The sequence below is a fragment of the Paenibacillus sp. S33 genome, assembly GCF_053615415.1.
Window position 1 is genome coordinate 5,236,165 of record NZ_JBSIEZ010000001.1, and the last position, 22,057, is coordinate 5,258,221.

Annotated in this window: 18 protein-coding genes and 1 riboswitch; all 18 genes read right to left on the reverse strand. The window is 45.3% G+C overall.

The annotated features are described in order from the left end of the window. Window positions 1-37: 37 nt before the first annotated feature. The 18 genes from ACWGXJ_RS23810 to ACWGXJ_RS23895 all read right to left on the reverse strand — a co-directional run bounded on the left by ACWGXJ_RS23810 (window position 38) and on the right by ACWGXJ_RS23895 (window position 21,875). Window positions 38-862: a carbohydrate ABC transporter permease gene (locus ACWGXJ_RS23810; protein ID WP_023990874.1), complete on the reverse strand. Its 825-nt coding sequence runs from the start codon at window positions 860-862 to the stop codon at window positions 38-40. Next, complete coding sequence (locus tag ACWGXJ_RS23815; RefSeq protein ID WP_069290633.1) at window positions 862-1,728, reverse strand: carbohydrate ABC transporter permease; 867 nt, start codon at window positions 1,726-1,728, stop codon at window positions 862-864. Before ACWGXJ_RS23815 ends, ACWGXJ_RS23810 begins: the two co-directional genes overlap by 1 nt. 16 nt (window positions 1,729-1,744) lie before the next feature. After that, window positions 1,745-2,977 carry an ABC transporter substrate-binding protein gene (locus ACWGXJ_RS23820; protein WP_452567947.1) on the reverse strand — a complete coding sequence of 411 codons (1,233 nt, stop codon included), beginning with the start codon at window positions 2,975-2,977 and terminating at the stop codon, window positions 1,745-1,747. Between the two features lie 330 nt (window positions 2,978-3,307). After that, the gene (locus tag ACWGXJ_RS23825; RefSeq protein ID WP_061831964.1) at window positions 3,308-4,690 is read right to left on the reverse strand and encodes a lanthionine synthetase C family protein; all 1,383 of its coding nucleotides are present in this window, start codon (window positions 4,688-4,690) and stop codon (window positions 3,308-3,310) included. Further along, on the reverse strand, window positions 4,687-6,570 hold the full coding sequence (locus ACWGXJ_RS23830) for an ABC transporter ATP-binding protein (protein WP_452567715.1): 1,884 nt from the start codon (window positions 6,568-6,570) through the stop codon (window positions 4,687-4,689). The genes ACWGXJ_RS23825 and ACWGXJ_RS23830 overlap by 4 nt, the downstream gene beginning before the upstream one ends. Continuing rightward, window positions 6,567-9,755, reverse strand: a complete 3,189-nt coding sequence (locus ACWGXJ_RS23835; RefSeq protein WP_452567716.1) for a lantibiotic dehydratase — start codon at window positions 9,753-9,755, stop codon at window positions 6,567-6,569. Before ACWGXJ_RS23835 ends, ACWGXJ_RS23830 begins: the two co-directional genes overlap by 4 nt. A 27-nt stretch (window positions 9,756-9,782) precedes the next feature. After that, window positions 9,783-10,550 (reverse strand): ABC transporter permease, encoded by a 768-nt coding sequence (locus tag ACWGXJ_RS23840; RefSeq protein ID WP_061831967.1) that lies wholly within the window; start codon window positions 10,548-10,550, stop codon window positions 9,783-9,785. A 10-nt stretch (window positions 10,551-10,560) separates the two neighbouring features. After that, window positions 10,561-11,361, reverse strand: a complete 801-nt coding sequence (locus tag ACWGXJ_RS23845) for an ABC transporter permease (protein ID WP_061831968.1) — start codon at window positions 11,359-11,361, stop codon at window positions 10,561-10,563. Then, entirely contained in the window at window positions 11,358-12,086 is a 729-nt protein-coding gene (locus ACWGXJ_RS23850; RefSeq protein ID WP_061831969.1) for an ABC transporter ATP-binding protein, read from the reverse strand. The genes ACWGXJ_RS23845 and ACWGXJ_RS23850 overlap by 4 nt, the downstream gene beginning before the upstream one ends. Before the next feature lie 166 nt (window positions 12,087-12,252). Further along, window positions 12,253-12,429 carry a gallidermin/nisin family lantibiotic gene (locus ACWGXJ_RS23855; RefSeq protein WP_155729784.1) on the reverse strand — a complete coding sequence of 59 codons (177 nt, stop codon included), beginning with the start codon at window positions 12,427-12,429 and terminating at the stop codon, window positions 12,253-12,255. Window positions 12,430-12,878: 449 nt separating this feature from the next. Then, a complete protein-coding gene (gene abc-f, locus ACWGXJ_RS23860; protein ID WP_452567717.1) occupies window positions 12,879-14,954 on the reverse strand; it encodes a ribosomal protection-like ABC-F family protein in 2,076 nt (691 codons plus the stop codon). A 103-nt stretch (window positions 14,955-15,057) separates the two neighbouring features. Beyond that, entirely contained in the window at window positions 15,058-15,201 is a 144-nt protein-coding gene (locus ACWGXJ_RS23865) for an RAxF-45 family protein (RefSeq protein ID WP_016822706.1), read from the reverse strand. An 80-nt stretch (window positions 15,202-15,281) separates the two neighbouring features. Beyond that, a complete protein-coding gene (locus ACWGXJ_RS23870) occupies window positions 15,282-16,460 on the reverse strand; it encodes an MFS transporter (RefSeq protein ID WP_235306641.1) in 1,179 nt (392 codons plus the stop codon). Window positions 16,461-16,529: 69 nt separating this feature from the next. Then, window positions 16,530-16,629: riboswitch (purine riboswitch) on the reverse strand. Between the two features lie 57 nt (window positions 16,630-16,686). Continuing rightward, the gene (locus ACWGXJ_RS23875) at window positions 16,687-17,646 is read right to left on the reverse strand and encodes an acetylxylan esterase (RefSeq protein ID WP_452567718.1); all 960 of its coding nucleotides are present in this window, start codon (window positions 17,644-17,646) and stop codon (window positions 16,687-16,689) included. A gap of 11 nt (window positions 17,647-17,657) precedes the next feature. After that, window positions 17,658-18,707 (reverse strand): glycoside hydrolase family 130 protein, encoded by a 1,050-nt coding sequence (locus ACWGXJ_RS23880; protein WP_452567719.1) that lies wholly within the window; start codon window positions 18,705-18,707, stop codon window positions 17,658-17,660. Between the two features lie 60 nt (window positions 18,708-18,767). Then, a complete protein-coding gene (locus tag ACWGXJ_RS23885; protein ID WP_025721962.1) occupies window positions 18,768-19,601 on the reverse strand; it encodes a carbohydrate ABC transporter permease in 834 nt (277 codons plus the stop codon). 2 nt (window positions 19,602-19,603) lie between these two features. Continuing rightward, a complete protein-coding gene (locus tag ACWGXJ_RS23890) occupies window positions 19,604-20,488 on the reverse strand; it encodes a carbohydrate ABC transporter permease (RefSeq protein WP_061829466.1) in 885 nt (294 codons plus the stop codon). Window positions 20,489-20,555: 67 nt separating this feature from the next. Beyond that, window positions 20,556-21,875: an ABC transporter substrate-binding protein gene (locus tag ACWGXJ_RS23895; RefSeq protein WP_452567720.1), complete on the reverse strand. Its 1,320-nt coding sequence runs from the start codon at window positions 21,873-21,875 to the stop codon at window positions 20,556-20,558. Window positions 21,876-22,057 lie beyond the last annotated feature (182 nt).

Sequence of the window (22,057 nt, forward strand, 5' to 3'; positions counted from 1 at the left end):
TGAAGGCACAGTCTGCCTGGAACGGTTGACTCCCGTCCTACTTTACAGAACCTTGCGTAACGCCATTGATAATCCATTTTTGTGCAATCAGATAGACAATAATCATTGGTAGCAAGGCCATTAGATACGAGGCAAAGGCCAAATTAAAGTCGGTATTGAACTGCCCCTGAAATACATACTGGACGAGCGGTAGCGTATATTGCTCCGCATCGCTGATAATAATGAGCGGCAGCAGGAAGTCGTTATATGTGGACAGACAAGTGAGAATTCCCACCGTAGCACTAATCGGAGCCATCAGCGGGAATATAATGCGCCAAAAAGTACCCCATGTCGTCGCACCATCTACCGTGGCTGCCTCTTCCAATGCCACCGGAATGGAGCGAATATAACCGACATACACGAAAACATTAAACGCCAAACCATACACCGTATGCAGCATAATGAGACCCAACAGATTAGTCATATGAAGGCCCGAGGCCAGTTTTACAATCGGCAGCATGATGATCGGGAACGGTATAAACATGGCGCTCACAAAGTAAAAATATAATCCCTTAAAAAAGCGTCGCTGCATATTACGGGCAATCGCATAAGCGACCATCGAATTGGTTAGCAAAGTTAATATGACCGTCGATGTCGTGACCATCACACTGTTCTGAAAAGCGCTGAAGAAGTTGGTCATTTCTACGGCACGACTAAAATTTTCCCAATGCAGCTCGGTCGGAAAGGCAAAGGCGGAATGCGCCATCTGTTCGGGATTTTTAAGTGCTATCGTTACCGTCATATAGAGGGGAAACAGGATAAATATTGTCCCCAACGCTACCAGAAGCAGCACAGGCCAGTTGGTACGTCTGCTTGTTTTCATCAGTTATCCATCTCCCTTCTCTGGAGGAATCGCAGCTGTAAGATGGAAATGATCGCGATCACAATAAAGTAAATAACAGAGTTAGCCGACTGATAAGCAAATTCTCCGCCTTTAAATCCCCCTGTGTATATCAGGTGGGAAATCGACTGGGTGGCTCGTCCCGGCCCGCCATTCGTCAAAGCCACGATCTGATCGAACACCATCAGGGAATTTTTCATCGCCAATACCATATTAATCGTGAAAAACGGTGCAATTAACGGAAAGGTAATGCTCCAGAATTCGCGCCATTTACCCGCGCCGTCCAGGTTGGACGCCTCATACAGACTTGTCGGAATGGTTTGCAGCCCGGCCAGATAGAGAATCGTATTAAAGGCAATCCCCTGCCATACAGCTACGATGACAACCCCCACCCAAGCCAGTTGTTCGCTGCCCAAAATGTTCGTCGACAATGAGGTAATACCTAAATTTTGCCCCCAAATCGTAAATACGTTCGAGAACAAATAATTGAATATGTAACCCACGATTAGCACGCTCAAAATATTAGGCAGAAAATAAATACCGCGGAAAAAGTTACGAAACCGTATTTTAGCATTCAGCCCTAGCGCAATCAGCAAACTAAGGATATTAGTCGCAATGGTAACCACAATCGCAAATTTGAAAGTAAACCAGTATGCGTTCCCCACATTGTCGTCCTGAAACAAATTAATATAGTTCTTAAACCCGACAAAGTGATACTGATGACCAAAGCCGTTCCAGTTCGTAAGCGAATAATAAAAGCCCTGCAAGGCAGGCAAGGTCAAAAATACAAAAAACAATAGCACCGCTGGCACCGTCATCCAGTAAAAAGTCGTTAGTCGCTTATTCATGTCTCCTCCTCCTCTCCTATCGGCGGTTAGCTACCTTATCCCATTCTCGGTCCAGCTTGGCCAGATAAGCGTCGATGTCTCTGTTTTGCAGGAAGGCCTGCACAATCGAATTCAATTGGACCGCCTTGGGAATATAGTGATCGGCAAAATCAACGACGCGGCCCGATTTAAAATACGGCAACAGCTCTGCCACACTCGGATCATCCTGCGTGACTCCCTTCACCGCCGAAAACAGCGTTTGCTCTGTAATGTATTGCTTGCTGTTCTCCGGCTTCAACAAGAAGGCAATGAACTCCTCGGCTTCCTTTTTATGCGGAGTGCTCTCCGATACGGCTAATAGCGTATCTATACCGGACACCAGCTTGACTGCCTTTTCGTCATTCCCTGTCGGTAATGGGAAAAATCCAAGCTCCACTTTCGGATTGGCTTTGCGAATTTCAGATATGGCCCACGAGCCCTGAATGTACATCAATCCCTGCCCGTTAGCGAAGGCACGGTTACCGTCGGCATAGTTTTTGCCAAAATTATCACCATGTCCGTATTTCAATAGCTCCAGCTGCTTTTCCGCAACCTCGCGGTACTTGTCCTGAAAAGTGACCTGATTTTCACGCCGTTGCAGGAAAAAATCAATGCCCACCAGATTCGGGCCCAGCGCATTAAAGGGGAGGTTCGTTTGCCAATCATCTTTATATGTAAAATAGAACGGGATTTTTCCAGCAGCCTTGATCTTTTGCGCCGTTGCAATCAGCTCATCCCACGTTTTGGGCACCCGTAATCCCATTTCCTTAAAAAGCGTTTTGTTATACATCACACCATTCGCATTCGCAGCATAAGGAATTCCATACACGGGATCGACCCCGGTTACATCCTTAAGCATTTTGAGGTAAATCGGATCAATCGTACGTGGCAATTCTGTATTCGACAGGTCCGTAAAAATACCACTTTGCGCCAAAATGGAGTAGGTATCGGTGGCCCCAAGCCCTACAATGTCAGGTACATCGTTTTTGACAACCCGGGTCAATAACACAGTCTCTGCCTCTGGCGGATTGACCTGTGTCACTTCAATACCGGGATGTTCCTGATTGAATTGAGAGATTAGCTTATCGAATGAACCCTTGGCCTCCGGCTTGTTTTGAAAAAACTCAATTTTCACCTTACCCGAAGCATCGTCCTTGTTGCATGCGCTTACAAAAAAAGCCAATAAAAGGATCGCCGCCAGTGTAGACAGCTTTTTGACCCAACACCACATACTCATACCTCCTCTTCCCCTATGTCAATCTATGCGAGACTAGACAATTAATACCCGTCCCTTATGGAAAAGAAACGATACTGTTACAGCATGAACCAAAATCTCTTATTTTTCGTTCATATGTACGCCAACTTACAACTACAACAATGGCAGGTCATGAAGCAGTCCCAAGAAAAAGGCATCGGCTATCTGGGCTCAAAGACTGCTCCGGTATACTGAGAAATAATATCAGGAGGAATTAATGTTAAAAAAGATCCTAATGACCACAAGAGTCGATTGGATCTTTTTCGCTTTTATAATGTTCAGGCTAGATAAAAAACGTGGTATATCTCAGTGAATTAGAAAAGCAGCATCCCAATCTGGATTTTTATTTCCAATTAAGGAAGCTAACGCGAGAGCTACTCCCGCACTTCCATTCAGAAGACCAGCCTCATCCACTTCTGCCAGCTTTCCATCCAATAGGCTATGATCATAGAAGCCAAACAACGAATTAGTATCGAACATATCTAATACATCTTCCAGTAATCTGTCCCGCATCATCCCTAACTGCTCGTGGGCAGTATCTGAGTACATGCGTTGAACCAGATGCAATAATCCCCCAATACCATGACACAATGTAGAAGAAGATAATCCACCTTTGCGGTAAAGCCTTTTTTCAATATCCAAATATGCGCGTAGCCCCGTTTCGATCCATTCTTCATTGCGAGCAGCTTGTCCTGCCAGCCAGATAGAACGTGCAATACCTGGTACACCGTAACACCAGGAATCACGATGATTTTGAGTACTGCCTGGAGATGGTTGGTCTTCCAGCCACTCCTCAAAAGAAACTCGACCAGGCCAAATCATACCCTCCACATCCTGAACACGCCAATGATGTATAAACTTTGCCAGTCTATGTATATCGTTTATTAAAAGAGGAGAGTCCACACCATGAAGGGCAGACAAACTCAGGAAACATAAGGGACCTGAAATACCATGCGAAAGCCCTAAATTAAAATTCCCCTGAGGATATTGTAGCTTTTCATTCTCCTGAAACTGATATTCCGAGGAAATGTGCCAAGAGGGTACAGTGTGACCATTTATATTTTTCTCACCGCACATGACATGGAACAAATCCATTGTCTTTTCCCATACCATTCGCATAGCTGGACGGTTTTGGAACAGCATAGCAATACGCCCCACCCCCGTAAAGCCAGAGATGGTGTCATATTGACTCATCTGTAACTGCCCCTTTTCCCATTCCACTTGATGTAGGGATAGACTATGTAAAGCAGCTTCTTCAAACCATGAAGCAAGCGTATCCAGCATGCCTTGATAACGTGTGCCATTCCTAGATAAGGAGTAAATGGCCAACAAAATACCTGCTAATCCACTATACAGGGATAAGTCGTGAACACCTCTTTGCTCCACCATCATACGAATTCGCTCTAAATATTGATGTCCTACAAGATCCCAATCATCCTCGGGATACAGATAATCCAGCTGACCCATAAGTAAACATATTCCCGTAAATCCACTGCCCAAACTTTCATCTGACCAACGTTCTATCTTCATTCCGTCGGTTTCTATTGGAGGTATCTTTTTCATCCATAAACGCACCTGATCCGGGTCTCTATAGCGTTCAGTAATTTCCTGCAATACTGCGGATATCTTATCCTTCATTTCTCCCTTGACGGGTATCCAGTTGTCGCATGTATATGAAGTCGTCGTCATCCTGATACTCTCCCTCCGGTTTGGACCAAAGCTTCTTCTTCATTGAATGAACTAGCTTGAATGTTGTACATCTCTGCATATAATCCATCTAGTAGCATCAGCTCCCTATGGGTTCCCTGCTCAACAATTGTCCCATTATCCATGACCACGATTTTATGCGCCAAACGTGCCGAAGAAGTTCGATGTGTTATAAAAATTCCGATGCTACCCTTCATTAACTCTAGAAATAACTCCAGCAAATCCCTTTCTGCTACTGGGTCCAAGAAGGAACTCGGCTCATCCAAAATATATACATCTGCCTGGCGCAAGAAAGCCCGAGCAATTGCGATTCTCTGCCATTGTCCTCCCGAAAGCTGGAAGCCACCCTCGAACCATTTTCCGAGTTGCGTGTCTAATCCTTCCGGAAGCTCGGTTATAATTTGGTCTATAGCCGCATATTGAGCCGCACGGATGAGCTCCTTGTCCTCCTCCAAACGCTCTAGCGATCCAAACCCGATATTATGACGTGCTGACATTTCATAATGCATAAAGTCCTGGAACACGACTCCTATTTTATCCTGAACTTGCTGCAGATCATAACCCTGAACCGGAAGGCCATTAATCTTAAACACACCTTCATAATTAGAGTAAAGCTGCATCAGTACTTTCATAAGCGTTGATTTACCTGAACCGTTCTTTCCTACAATGGCTATGGTTTGTCCTTTACTCATGGTTAAATGAATATCACGTATAGAGGGAACCGTTTTACCCGAGTAAGTAAAAGAAACACCTTCTATAGATATTTGCTCAATACACAAATTTCCGTTTCTATCTCGAGCAGTCGGTAGCGCTTGTTCCTTTTGCTGCCGGACCGGGTCTGATGTGGGGAGCTGTAAAAATAAAAATAGCTGCTCCATATACAAATTATTTTGAGAAAATTGTACAATTCCCTGAATCAATGCCTGCATCTGGCTTTGCGTCAGCATAATTGCTTGAATATAGCCATATAAGCTACCTATTAAAATTTTCTTCTCAAAGGTCTCCCTAATAGCCACCCACACTACTCCCAACAACACAGCAAGCTCCAACAGACTGTACATAAAAGTAATTGTGACCCGTTTACCTAGAATTCGTCGGTCCTCTACAAAAAATCTCTGCAGCAAATCCCCATATCTCTTGAGCAAATAAGAACTCATATTAAAAATTTTGACCTCCTTGACTGCACGATCATTGGTCAACAGGTAGGTCATATACCAAGATTCTCGATATAACGGAGTTCGATTCATGTAGATTTCAAATTGTTCTTTGTTTAGCTTAAAAATAGAGTATACAGACACCAGAGAGATCACAAATAGAATGATGACCACCCACCATTTCCACAGAAAAATCAAGGTTGCGGAAGACACCATGGTGACCAAGCTGGATAAAATGCCCGCCATTTGCGTATACAGTTGATACGGCCGATAAGAGGCCTCCTGGGAGGCGCGCTTTAATTGATCGTTAATTTCCGAATTTTCATAATCGGCTAATCCTAGAGAGCTCGATTTTTCCCCGATCATCATATTTAAGGACTTGGACAGCACCGCTTCCAGTGTGCCTTCAACAAACGTTTGGCTCATGGTAACTACACTTTTCAGTACGTGAATCGCTATGAACAGACCAAACTGTAACATAATCAGGGAGATGCCTTGAGTGCCAGAGGAAACAATGCTGTTAAGCAGGTTTTGCATAATTATCAGTGTCAAAACAGGCATCAAGCCCTGAACAATATGCAAAAAAATGCTGGATACCATATACGTCTTATTCATACCAAATACCAACGAAAACAGCTTTAATCCCTGTCGTACAGACCTCCAGATAGTAGAAGACTCAAGATTGGTATTCGCTTGAATATCGGTCATTGTCGATTCCCCCGATATTGAACTAAACTGTTCAAAGCATGTCTGGCCATAATCATGATCTTCCGTTCTCGATCCCTGTCTATCCCGAGCAGTCGGTTCAAATGCATATGAATCACACTTAATACAATATCTTCTCTCGTGTTAGTGGATACCCCTTCCACTTCATGCTCATAGAGTACATGGATATACTGCTCTACTGCTCCTTTTCTTATGTTGAAAATACTCTCTATAGCCTGGAGGTTGGATTGTATGGAGTCTGAAGTTTCCAGATCAGATGCCATCCATTGTAAAAAAAACTTCCTTTCTTTGCGAAAATCCTCCAAATACTCTTTGACATCGAAATATCGATTTAGTAATTTAAACGCAGCCTTCTCATGGTAACCAAACTGATAAAGGAGATTGATAACACTTAAAGTGGCTATAATATCCGCTTCTAAGGAAACTTGGTTAAATCGAATGAGGTGTACAAGCTTAGCTGTTACCTCACTGTCACAAGAAAACATTCTTTCCGCCCAGATCATGAGTTTACTCCCACCGTATCGCTCTATTTCGGGCTCATACGTGTCGATGACCACTCTGGCTATCATCCCTTCATGCAGGAGCATCTCTGTCCATTTATGAAACGTAGAGAGAAACTCATCTACTGTCCTATTCTTCGAAAGCTCAAATCGGACACGCAGGTGCTTGTCCGGATCGGCATATCGGATAAAATATGCCTGAAGGATGGTACCACAGTCCTGATGCTCCCGCACAAATTCTTCCCAATACCCACCTATAAACTCATTTTGCCGGCTGTTCATACCGTATAGCTTCGCGTAGAACCAAGATTCTCCAGGCAGATAAGCATGGACTGTGTTTCTCAGTTGTTGCTCACTCTCTCTTGCAACCAATTCAAGAGAAGCTGCAGTCTCTTCCATAAAACGTTGCGTATCCACAGTCTGATTTCGAACGAGCGGACAAACAAACTCAGCCGTTAAATGTCCTTTTCCACAGGAGACAGGTGAATTGTCAAGACCACCAATGTGCTCTATCAAGGTAACCTTTCCTTTAGACTGGAGATCCCTGCATAATTGTTCGATATGCAGCGGATGATCCATATCCAGTAAAATACGATTATCTGATTCAATCATATAAACATAACGTGGTATGTTCCATTTCTCCTGAAATGAACCTATCTCCTTGACGAAGTCCACCATGTTCTTCGACGGGCTACTTGCTGTCTTACTTGCAATTCTCCACGTTCCCGGATAGAGAATAATATGCTTGTACCTGAGGCGTGGAGTAAAAGGGGCCTGAGCCACAAACCCCCACTCCATAGGTGACCAATGGCGATAGCCATTATCGCTAACCTCCACGAGAAAACGGTATATATTGGGAGTCAACTCCGCATTAAGCATGTGTCCCGGACTAGCAATGACCTCTCTATTGCGGCTCTTTGATTTCAAATAAAAGTGATCGTTCCGCACACCAACGACTAGATCGGAAATATGAATTTGTCGATCTTCCGGCATTGTATGATTAGTCCCTATTGCGATCTCATAAGGTCGGGTTTGTTTCGTTAACACTACATTTGCCGATCTTCCCGAGCTCGGCAAGTAAGATATTCCAGCCAGCAGCTTTTCGGGTTGCAAACGCTGCTCTTCCAACTGGATACTAGAGAAGATATCGTTAAAAGACTCCCCGAACAGGTCCAAAAATCTACCAAACGTCTTTCCTGCTGCATCAGACCCCTGATTAGGTGCTAGGAGCAGTGTATATTGGCCTTGATCCAAAGCCTGCTGGTCGGAAGCGATTAGCTGAAAAAATAATTCCATGGAAGGTGCTGCTAGCCATTTCTCCTCTTCCTGACCCTTTATCAATTCGTCTACCATGCCATCTGTCAATACAATTTCATACTTTCCTTCATGAATAGCAGATACAAACCATTGAAACAAAAGCTTCTCCTGATGCGATCTCGACTTGGATGGAGACATGTTCTGTAACCGTACTCGACGGCTCGTGGGGTGTTTATAGCCTGCCGGAGTCCCTAGCCCTGTGTCCTCATCCAGCAAATCCAGCAAAGGCACTTCCCGATATGGTCCGTATTTCTCCAAAAATTCCACACAAAACTCATTCAAAGGTCTGTTCTCACGCGTTGAAAGTTTGGTCAATAATTCAGCAACACACTCAATATCCTTACGTATGGAGTGCGGAAGAATGATACCTTGATCTTCCAGAGAGAGGTCGATTTGCAAGCTTGATTTCGCACTGAACATTTTGTTCATTTTTTGTCTTAAGCTCTCTAGCAACTGTTCCCCTTGACCTATAGGAAGAAGATTATATTTAGCAGAAGTATCTGCGATGTTATCAAGATCCTCTTTTAACTCTTCAATACCTGTTACTGGGCTCAGAACAGATCGTATATGATTTAGCGGTTCAGTAGTCGTCGTAGGTGGAATAAGTTCGGAAATCAGAAATTCTTGCTCGAAAAGTTGCCACACATAACGTTCAATCACCTCAACATTAGCACCCTCAAATGTTTTGTTAAGATGATCGACTAAATCTAGATATGGTATGAAGGTTGAGCTTGCATCCATCACACAATCAAATACCTGAGTTATACGAACAGACACACTCTGATCTTCGCCATCAACCATACTGCCATGCCTTGTCGTATAAGGAATTTTAGCTCGGTTACCCTGACGATAAATTAATGTATTACTCCGAATCTGCAGCTGACGCACAATCTCTCTACGGCTTTCGACCATCTCAACTGCTTTCATTAGCCATTCCATGTCGGGTCTTGCACGTTTTTTAAACGTGTTCGTTTCTTGTAAAAAAAGATGCGATTGTTCCCCGAATCGCCCATATGTGATACCAGATAGTAAACCAAACGGTGTTGGCCGTGTAATCATTCTAATGATATAACGCATAAATGCTTTGATTACTTGTCCTTGTTTGCGCTGATTGTCTTGATTACTGATATGTACTAAAGATTCAAGCAAAGTGGGACTGGAAGCCGCTAGCGCTTCACGAATGAACGGATCGCGGGACAATTCCAATAGACGCTCTAATGCAATCTCCCTGGCATCTTCCCCCTCTTTAATACTGACCGGAAAGCATTTAGAAAACTCTTGGACGGGTAATACAGGAGTACGAAGCATGAAAAAATCTAACGTTTTGTACAGATTTTCTGTTGTCTTCATGAGGAACCTCCGTTCTAAAACAAACTTTTAAATTATTTTTTTTTGCCAACGTACAAAGCTGATAACTGAGCCGATCAATGTAATAGCGATTAAGCACATCCAAAAATTAAAGGAACCTTCCACCCTTAAAGCAAGCACAATTTGTTGAAAGGGATCCATTAGCAAGACAAGCGGTCTAACCACCTGATAAAGAGCGGCGGATAAAACAAAAATAGCAATAAAAGCAAACAAGGGTCTTGAAATAAACAAGCATACAGCACTACTCAACAACAACTTTGCCACACAGGCCAGTGTTAAAACTAAATAGAATGCAAGTGTATATGGGATTGCATCCGATGAGGGAGACGCTGTTCCTGAACCATATTTAAAAAAGGTGGAAGTATGAGGAAAAAGCAACCAGCCAGCTACTATACCTATCACTAGGGCCGTCCCTGTAAAGACGACTGTTGTAACCGATAAAGCGAGTAGCTTGCCAAGCCAGAATTGAAAACGACGATACGGTCTCAATACATAAAGCCGATATGCTCCGGTATGAAGATCGCCACTTAACTGATCGACATACAGAATAGGCAACATGGCTAAGATTAAAAATAGAGAAATCTCGCTCATCATAAGCCAAGGCAGATTCAAATTATTAACAATTACCGTCCCTTCACCAAACCGAAATCGCATTGTACCATTCGTCTTGAGACTCCATATATTCACAAAAACAATAAGAAGCATTGCTATATATAATAAAAAAGTAGATTTACGATTCCAAATTCGCTCTAATTCACTCAACCAGATTCCAGACATACAGATCCTCCTAATACAAATAATCATCAGCTGTAAAACGACGGTAAGCCCACCCTGTAAAAAAAATCAGGTGGAACAAGACGGCAATCACAATCGCACCATTAACGGACCAATTCCATATCAGCGATTGATCCAGCCCCTTGTATTGTAAATATGGAATTAATAAAAAAGTAACCAGATTCTTTAAGAGTGGAATAGAAGAGAATACAGCAGCCAACTTCAAGTACAACGGATCAAATAACAAAACACCCAGATTGTACGTCATACAAATACCAATTGCATACGTTACACTTTTACTGCACATAGCAATAAAAGAATAGAGGGAACTGATAGCTAATAAAGAGGCAAATGCCCACCCATAGTATTCAAACGCTTGGAGCCATATTTGCCCGAAAATACCCATACCGTTTATATTATGTGAGAACCTCCAGACAACAACGATTACTTGCGAGGATATAGCATATACGATCAGAAGAAGTAAAATAGAAGTGTTCACAACTAATAGCTTACTCCAGAAAATCTGACCACGGGTAAAACGACGCATAAATAACAATCTCAGCTGTCCGCTCCTAAACTCCTCCGTAAATACAGCAGCCACCAAGGTAGCCACAGCAAAATTGCATATTAAATATAGATTTTCACGCAAGCCTGCAACAATGAAATTTCTGGATAAAACCTCCACAGGAACCCTTAACGTATGCAATATATATATCCCTGTCGAATAGACCAATACAGGGGTACATATAATTAGTAACCAGAACCATTTTCTTTTCCACAATCTCTCAAACTCGCTATAAATGAGTGTCTTCATAGTCCCATCAGCCCCATAAAAGCATCCTCTAACCGTTGACCCTCCTTGACAAGTTGATCGGCGCCTCCCTTCCAAATAAGCGTCCCTTCTTTGATGACAATCAGTTCGTCACACATTTGCTGCAATTCATCTAACAGATGGCTGGAGACAAAAAAGGCATAATTGTCTGAATCACGCAAACGAAGAATTATATCTCTTAGCTCACGCATCCCCATAGGATCGAGACCATTGGAAGGCTCATCAAGCAACAATAGCTCAGGGTTACCCAACATAGATTGGGCTATACCAAGCCGTTGTTTCATTCCCAGCGAATAGGTTTTGACCTTATCATCCCCACGATTTTCCAGACCCACCCGTTCCAACAATTCTTTAATATGGCTTTCTCGATCAGAGGATACAACTCCCGAGTGCAATCGGGACAAATTACGCAGCACCTGTCTGCCTGTCATATAATCAAAAAAGACCGGAGATTCAATGATAGCGCCCACTTTGGACAGCGCCTTTTCCCGATCCGTCTGTACATCATATGAAGCTATCCTTACAGAACCACTAGTGGGCTGCATCAGCCCCGTCATGATTCGCATCATCGTCGTTTTCCCAGCTCCGTTCGGGCCAATGAATCCATAAATCTTCCCTTTTTCAAGCTCAAAGGAAATATTATTTAACAAGCTTCTTTTGCCCACATTTTTGTTTACCTGCTTTACTTCTAATAAGAAATCGGTCATACTTTTCCCTCCATTACCAAACACAATATCCAAATATCTTTAAATATTTTATAGTTAAAAAATAAATACTTATCAAACAAGAAGAAGGGACTTTAAGGTCCCTCCTTCTTGTTTTTCTTTTATGGAGTACAATAAAAATCATTATTTAAAAAAGCAACAATCGGGATTAGCAGAGTGAACCAACGTTTGTAAAACATCTGTTGCCACAGGTTTCAACACAACTGGCAGCAGTTTTGCCGCTACCACATCCACTAGAACATGCCACAATGCTCAGAACCTGAGGCTCTACAGAACCTTGAGATTTGTTTACTTGAACGTCCAGATCAAATAAGTTTTCAGCCATTGCATCCCCCCCCTTTCGTTTAGATACACCATCAGCCTTCAACGAGATTCATGTCCCGTCGAAATACTCCCCTTCTCCAGTAGGATAGAAGGATTTATATGAACAAAATCCCGACCAGATCGTCATCCATTCGAAATATTGTCATATATGACCATGTGGGAAATCTTATGTATAATCTTCGTTGACAATACAAACTTCATCTAACAGTGATTAGTGTCGCCCTTACAAATGAAATAATATCACGTGTTGCAAAATGTAAATCTATTACTTTATATGTAAAACTAAATGATAAGAAATCATTATAATGTATTAGTTTTAATATATGGTTATTATATTCCCACTTCCATTCTCATTAACAAAATAAAATAGCCCTTCAGTAAACGTTCTACCTCAGGGCTACCCTCTATATAGAATAAGCTGTTTTCTATCCAGTAACTACTAGCCTGTACCTACTCCAGTTCAACCCACTCGCCAAGCAATACATCCAGCTCCGCTTGCAGTCGCTCACGCGCGTCCCACAGCTCCGCCATGTGTATCGTGTCGTCGCTTGTGCCGAGCAGCTCCAGCTCGGCATCCGCCGCCACCAATTCTTCTTCTTTGGCGGCGATGGCCCGCTCCAACCGCTCGCTGGATGCAGCGGGCGTGCGTGATGGCTTCGCGGCCTTCGTTTCGCGTGCCCCAGACCCGGCAGCGGGCGAGCCCAAGCGACCTGAGCGTGTACGGCTCGCATCGTCTTCCGTAGTCGCTCCCGTATGCGCAGCCGCCCCCATGCCATTGCTCGCTACACTGGAATGTACAGCTGTGCCCGAGCCTGAGCCGCCACCCGATGCGGCTCTGCTTGCAGATGTCGGGCGTGTCCCGGTATCCCCCTCGCTCTGTAGACGAGCGTTCTCCAGCTCCCGCTTCTTCGCTCGGTACTCATCAAAGCTGCCTAGATAAAAGGTCAGCTTTCCAGCCTCCAGCTCCCACACGCGCCCTGCCAGCTTGTTCACAAAGTAGCGGTCATGTGAAATCGCCAGCACCGTTCCCGTGTAGGTATCCAGCGCTTCCTCCAGTGCCTCGCGTGAGTCAATATCCAGGTGGTTCGTCGGCTCATCCAGCACCAACAAATTTGGCTTTTTCATGACCAGCAACGCCAGCCGTAAGCGGGACCATTCGCCACCGGACAGCATGCTCACGGGCTTAAACACATCGGCACCGTAAAATAAATACTTCGCTAGCAACCCGCGTGCCTCGCCTTCTTCAACCCCTGCTTCCTCCTTGAAGTAAGCAAGCACAGTTGCCCGGCTATTCCGTTCTCTTTCTTGCTGCGCCAAATATCCGTACTCCACGCGCGCACCCCACTGGACCGTGCCTGCATCTGCGCTTTCCTGACCTAGCAGAAGCTTGAGCAACGTCGTTTTGCCTGACCCATTATCACCCAGCAAGGCCACCTTTTCGCCGAATTCCAGACTGCCCGTTGCCCCGTTTAATATCTGTCGCTCTCCATAGGCTTTAACAATTTCTTCAAACTGCAGTACCCGGCGACCGGAACGATCCTCCAGCTTTAGGTGAAATTCCGCCCCCTGCGGGTCCAATACAGGCCGCTTCACCAGTTCCATGCGCTCCAACGCCTTACGAATGGATGCTGCTTTTTTGAAAAACTTTTCGTTATCGCCATTGCGACCCCACTCTTCAAAACGCCGAATGGCCTCTTTCATCTTTTTGATCCGCTTTTGCTGTTCCTTATAATCTTCAAATTGTAGTAGCAATCGTTCTTCCTTTTCCTTAACATAGCCGCTGTAGTTCGTATAATACGTAAACGCCTCGCCATCCTCGAGCTCAATCATTTTAACGGCGACCCGATCCAGAAAATAACGATCATGAGATACAACCACACACGCACCTGTATAGCCCTGCAAAAATTGCTCCAGCCATTCCAGCCCTTTCAAATCCAGATGGTTGGTCGGCTCATCCAGCAGCAGCAAATCCGGTCGTCCGATGAGCTGTGATGCCAGCGCTATTTTTGTTTTCTCTCCACCCGACAGCGAGCCGAAGCTGCGCGTATACATACCTTTGGGAATACGCAGCCCATCCGCTACCTGGTCAATGTTTGCATCCATTTCATAGCCGCCATTGCGTTCAAACCGTTCCTGCAAGGCAGCATACGATTGCAGTAGCTTCTCCAGAAGGCTCGCATCCGCTGCCACAACCGGATCTGACATTTCCCGTTCCAGTGTGCTCATCTGATTGCGGCAATCCTTCAGCTCACGATAGGCGTAAGCCAGCGTTTCGTACACGGTGAAGCTCTCAAACTCCGCCGGAATTTGCGGCAAATAGCCAATTTTCGTATCCTTGGCGATGACGAGCTGCCCTTCATCTGGGCGGGACAAACGTGCGATTAGGCGTAATAGGGTGGTTTTACCGCTTCCGTTGCGGCCGATGAGTCCCACCTTTTCTCCCGTATGGATATCAAACGATGCACCATCCAAAATCAGATTGGCAGCGTGGTATTTTTTCAATTGTTGACCGTTTACTATATACATGTTCAGGCTCTCCTTTATTTAGGAAGACCCTTACCCGGGTAACACAAAAAGAGCCGCAGGAGCAACCCCGCGACTCTTCGGAAGATACAGCAATCCGTTCGAGTTAAGGTAGGCGTCTTCTCGCGATGTTTACAACCGTATGATTAAAATTGGACAGACTTCTCCCGTTGTATGGAAAAGCATGAACAATGCCAGCCATAGCAATCGGCAGCTGGCTAATACGGTTGTTCAGCATCTCGTGATTCACCTACCTCACCTCCTTCTTCATAATTGTGTGTAGTATAACATGTTTGCTCGTATTATGAAAGAGGACGATAGTCCATCGAACTATGAAACAGAGTGGTGTCCTCTGACAGCCTGCGAAGTCCCGGCTCTGGTAATCGAAAATACGCCGCAGACAAAAGCAACAATCACAAATGCCCCACCTACCCAAGCGTTCGTGGCAACAGATTCACTATTCTCAATCACTACTCCTCCCAAGGCAGAACCGAGAGCGATCCCGACCTGGAGCGCGGAGAAATTAAAGCTTTGCTGAATACTACCCGATTCGGGTGCATTTTCAATAAGATAACTTTGCATCGGGGGCGACAAGGCCCAACTCAGTATGCCCCAGATAATCAGTAGTGGCGCAAATACATAAATCGAGTGAATTGAGAATGGCAGCAAGAACATCACGGCGATAAACACGCCTACGACGACTAGAATACTTTTCGCCGTGCCGAACCGATCTGCCAAAGAGCCGCCAATAAAACCACCGCTCACTGCCGCCAGCCCAAAGACAAAATAGGCCACACTAACCCATGAAGCGTTCAAGCCCATCATATTTTCTAAAAACGGAGTGAAATACGCATATAACGTGTAATGGCCCGCCAGTGTCAGCGTGGTCACCAAATGAGCACTGATGACTTTAACATTTTTTAAGGATTTCAACTGATCACGCATAGGTACAACATGTTCTGTCGGAATCCGCTCCATAAACAAGTTGATAACGATCATAGCAACGACCGTCAACAAAGCAATGATCAGGAAAAGCACCCGCCAGCCAAATGCATTTCCAATCAGCACCCCGGCTGGAATACCTAGAACGATGGAGGAGCTAACCCCCATGGAGATGACACCGAGGACACGGGCCTGATAAGCCTTGGACACCACTTTGACTGCAATGGTCAGTGACAATGTCACGATCAGCGACCCGCTTGCAGCGGTAATGATACGGGATACAAACAAGACTGCATAATTCGGACTCCAGAAGGCCAGCAGACTTCCCAGAATAAAAATAAACATCGACCACAGGTACAGTCGTTTTCGTTCAATTTTGGCGGTTAACGCCAACAGAGTTGGCCCAGCAATAGCATACACGAGCGCATAGATCATGATAAGCTGTCCTGCCGTGCTTACGGAGACATTCAAATCCTGTGCAATTTGGGGTAGCACGCCACCGATAATCAGCTCCACCAGCCCCACCGTAAAGGTCGCAATCGTTAAAATAACTACTTTGAAGTTCATTACATTAGCTCCTTTGCTGTCATGTAAATTCCCTCGTATTACGCAAAAAAATCCTGACCACAAGAAATGTACAAGACGTACACTTTTTGTAATCAGGATTTATCGGTTCCTGGTAGAGACCCTCAAACCATATTATTGAGGTTATACAAATGGGGCATTCATTTATTACGCATTCACGAAGGTTATAGCTATTACTATAAAGGAGCCTGCGGCTAAGTTCAACCCCCTACAGCCGCAAAAATTCGCTCATAGCACGATCCGACAGATAAGGTAGGTACTCATGACCGTATTCGTGATACAGGAGTATTTCCTTGTCTGATACAATTTTATTGTACACCGCAAACTGCGTGGAGGGTGGACAGATGGTGTCCGACAGCCCTGTCACAAACAACACACGACCACGAATACGATCTGCCAAATGTTGAATATCAATGTAGCCTAGTCGGTGAAAGAGCTCCTCCTCGCGCAGATGGTTCGGATCAAACCAACGAAAATAATAAACCAGTTCTTCATATGCAGATGTAGTGGCATCCAGCATCCAGGCTCTTTTATAGTCCGACAGAAACGGATATACCGGAACTGCCATACGGACACGCGGCTCCAATGCAGCGCAGGCAACCGTCAGGGCCCCTCCCTGGGAGCAGCCAAATGCGCCGATCCGTTCAGGGTCGACCTGCTCCATAGACATCAGAATGCGCACCGTCTGCACGGTATCCAAAAATACATTGCGGTAATACAACCGATCCGGGTCCGGGTCGTCAATCCCTCGGATGATATGGCCGCGTACCGTCGTTCCCTGAACCTGCAAATTGTCCTCGGACAGCCCACCTTGCCCCCGGCAATCCATGGCCAGCACAGTGAATCCATGTGCCGCATAGCTTACCTTGTCGAACCAGTCGCCACTGTCGCAGGAATATCCATGAAACATGGCCAAAGCTGGCCCTTGTTCCGTAAGGTGCTTGGGACGAGCCAGCTTCCCATGAACCTTTGCTCCGCCCACTCCAGTAAAATATAGATGGTAACACTCCACCATCGGAGAGACAAAATCAGCAGGCTCCAGTGTATAATCAAGCGGCTGCCGCTCCAGCTCCTGTAATGCCCGTTCCCAGTATGCGTCAAAATCCGGCGGCTTCGGGTTACTCCCCATATATGACTGCAATTGCTGTAAAGACATATCCTCCGGCATTCAAGTTCCTCCTACATCCGACCTGACTCACGGTCGTCTGCGACCACTTCATCCGTTGCGATGACATACTTCATAATGTCAGACACTGTCGTGTATGCAATACCTACATACGTGTCAGCGGCTCCATAATAAATCGCAATCCGGCCCGTGTCCGCATCATGCAGCGTAGCACACGGGAACACCACATTCGGCACAAAACCCCGTTCTTCGTACCATTCCTCCGGGGTCAGCACGAAATTCGAGGAACGATATTTAACTTTAGACGGATCATCCAGGTCAAGAACGGCTACGCCCATACTGTATACCAGCCCATTGCACGTGCCTGTCACCCCGTGGTAGAACATCAGCCAGCCCTCTGTCGTCTCAATCGGAGCCGGTCCGCCGCCAATCTTTACCGATTGCCACCAGCCCTGTCCGCCCTTGCTCATGACATGACGGTGCTTGCCCCAATAGACCAAGTCAGGACTTTCACTCAGAAAAATGTCGCCAAATGGTGTATGTCCGCTGTCGCTCGGACGGGATAGCAACATAAAGTTTCCGTTTAGCTTGCGGGGCAACAGCACACCATTACGATTAAACGGCAGGAACGGATTTTCCAATCGTACAAAGCTTTTAAAATCCTTCGTTTGTGCTATCCCCAATGCTGCACCGTAAAAATCTGTACACCAGATGATATAATACGTGTCCTCCACGCGAACCAGACGCGGATCGTAAGCATAATTTGGCTGATAATCGTTCCCTTCCTCATCAACCAAATGCAAACGTTCTGTCTCAATGTCCCAAGCCAACCCGTCGTCACTCCAGCCTAGGTGCAAATGCGGACGTCCATTAATCGTTTCAGCCCGAAATACTCCTACAAACCGTCCCTCATATGGAGCTACTGCACTGTTGAAAATACGGGCAATGCCCGGTACCGGATTCCGTCCAATGACCGGATTCTCACTATATCTCCATACCGGAGCCTCACTGCCTTCAGGCTTATCCTGCCACGGCATTTCCGGCAGACTACCTCCCACAATTCGTACGCTATCTACTCCCAAATCCACATTCAATTTATTCATACGTGTATTCCCCTCTCACCGAGATATTTGATTCACCAAATTTTCTATTTCGCCATTATTCTATTTCACCGAACCCTGCGCGAAACCGTTATAGATATATTTTTGTAATGATAAAAACGCAATCAGCGTCGGAATAATGGCAATGATTATGCCCGCGCTAATGACTTCCCATTGCGAGCCATATGGCCCTTTAAACTTGAACAGCGCCGTCGATATGACCTGAAGGCTTGTTTTGGGCATATACAGGAACGGGGTGTAAAAGTCGTTGTAAATATTAACGCCCTTGATAATGATCACCGTCACAATGGCAGGCTTCAGCAGGGGCAAGATAATGCGCCAGTAGATCGTCAGATAGGAGGCCCCATCCAGCATGGCCGATTCATCCAGCGCCACCGCGATGGAATCCAGAAATTGCAGAAAAATATACACCGCAATAATATCCGTTCCCAAATACAGCAAGATCGCCGCCCAAGGCGTGTTAAACAGCTCCAGCTTGTTGATTATTTGGAATGTCGACACCTGTGTCGTCACCCCCGGAATGAGCGTGGCGAGCAAGAACGCACCCAGCATGAGACTTTTGCCCTTAAATTTAAAACGGTTCAAAATATACGCGATCATGGAACCGGTCAACGTAGCTCCGATGATCGAAATCAACAGGATAAAAGCTGTGTTCACAAATCCGGTCAGCATATTTCCGTTGATAAAGGCTTTGGTATAGTTAGCCCAATTCAGCCAGTTTACGGGGGGAGTCAGAGGACTGGTTGCCGCATATTCAGCCTTCGTCTTCAAAGATGCAAACAAAATTACGACAATCGGCAGCAGTGCAATGAACGCACCTAGTAGTAGCGCGGCATACTTGATGCTGCTACCCAGTATTCTTTTCAGCTTATACATGTTTAGTCCTCCTCTCCCCGAATTAGCAACCGTTGAAGCAGCGTAACAGCAATCACGATCAGCAGCAGAACGACCGCCATCGCTGAGGCCAAACCGACCTTGCTGTATTTGAATGCCACATCAAGCGTCTGAATGACGAATGTTTCACTGCCGTTAGAGCCACCGGTCATAATATACGGGATGTCGAACGCACTGATCGCCCCGCTAATCGCCAAGATGAGATTCAACTGCAAAATCCGCTTGATACTCGGCAAAATAATAGAGCGGAACTGATGCCAGCGGTTAGCCCCGTCTATATCAGACGCTTCATACAGATCACTGGATATGGAGGAAATCGCACCGAGAAACACGATAAAGTTAAAGCCCATGTATCTCCAGATCGACGTGCCGGCCAGCGAAATATTGATAATCTCTGGGTTGCCCAGCCACAGCTTGACATACGAACCCAGCCCCATCGCCTGAAGCAGTGTATCAAGGGTACCGTCTGGCTTAAAAAAGAATAGAAAAATAAAACCAATAGCTACCCCGTTCATCAGGGAAGGAAAAAACAAAACGCCTTTAAAGAAATTTTTAAACCAGGTTTGAAAGCTGAGAATGGTTGCAAAATAAAGGGCCAGCCCCATCTGTACAAAGGTGGCTACAAAGTAATACAGACTGACTTTAAACACCGAGAAATACTCGGGGTCGGTAAAGATTTTGATATAGTTTTCAAAGCCCACATATTCCAGACGCTTACTATAGCCGTTCCAGTCCGAAAAGCTGTACTTAAACATATTGATCACTGGCAAGTACGCAAAAGTGATCAGCAGCGCTAGCGGAATAATTGAAAAGGCAACAATAATCGCCAATCTTTGTTTGGAGTAGCTGAGATTCGAAAATTTTAACATGCTGCACCTCCTGGCTATCCGTCCATCGACTGCTACGTCGATCCTTTCTTTTCGTCAGTTCAGATGGCTATTTTGCTTCCTTTGCAGCCACTTCAGCACGCGCCTTCACCCATGCGTCGTTCAGATCCTTCATAATGGTGTCATACGATTCCGGGCGGTTACCGACTGCTGCCTCAATAATGCGTTTTTTGAAGTCAGGCTGCCACAAGCCGATTTCTCCCTTTTTGTCGATTTTATCGACAATCCCTTCCTGTCCTTTTGGAGATGGAGTAAGCGTTTCAAAAACGACTCCCTGATCTTCGTATTGCTTCAAAATGCTAGGCATTGGGGCACCCTTCAGCGGACTAATGCTACCTGCCTGCTCTACGGCATAGTTGGACTTTTCGGTAAACCAATCCACCCAGGCACGGGCCGCTGATTTATTTTCACTGTTTACGTTAATACCGAGGTTAAAATCACCAGCCAGAGGCACAAGTACCTTGGAGGCATTCGTCGGGAAAGGCATAAAACCGATATCATCCTTGTTAGAAGCTGTGCTTTTGATCTGGTCAATCGCCCAAGAGCCAAGTACCATCGTACCGATTTTGCCTTGAGCGAGATCCGCCTTGGAGGTCTCCCAATCTGTAGTCGTTGGATCTTTTTCAATCAGGCCTTTTTTAGCCGCATCGTACAGGACCTTATACAGTTCATAGTGGGGCTGGCCCTTCGTGAAATTGTCATCTGTATTCGGTTGTGTGACATTCACATATTCCTTCGTACCCGCCAATGTTGCCAGACTAGACTCCCACTGGGTCAGTGCCCAACCAGAGGCATAGTTCGTAAACAGCGGCACTGCCTTGGTTTTGTCCTTAATCTGCTGTAACGCTGTCAGGAATTGGTCCGGTGTTTTGGGAAGCTGCGTGATTCCTGCGTCCTTGAACACCTTTTTGTTATAAATCACACCAGAGTAAACCATCGCAATCGGAATACCGTAGCTGTTATGATCCACCGTACGTTCTTCAAGGCCGGTATACTTGTTTTTCATCTCCTCATAAGTACCCAGCGGCTCGAAAAAGTTGGGCAGCTCTTCAACTGGAATACTGCCAGGAATCAGCAAAACATCTCCATAATCCCTGGTCCCCATCCGGATTTTAATTTGGCCCTCATAATCGGCCAATGCCTGAAAATTGACCTTCACGTTCGGATAAAGTTTGTTAAATTCCTTGGCGTAATCCTGAAATACGGTATCCACAATATCAGTCCGCTGTGTGATAACCGTAATTTCACCTTCCACACCCTTCGGATCAGAGCTGGCAGCTGGCTCATCCTTCTTTGAGGTACAGCCAGTAAACAGCCCCGCTAACAAAACCACGGATAGTAATGACATCAAAACCTTGGACAACTTCATGAGACGACTCCTCCTGTTGTTTTCGAATAAGGTTATCGTTAAAGTAACAAAATCATTTTATTATGTTAGCGCTTACTATGTCAATTGCAATATTCTTTTTGTAAAGCAGAATGGGTCACATCTTATGAAAAAACACCAATTTAGCATGGTTGACAGTTTACAAACAGCTAGATATGATAATC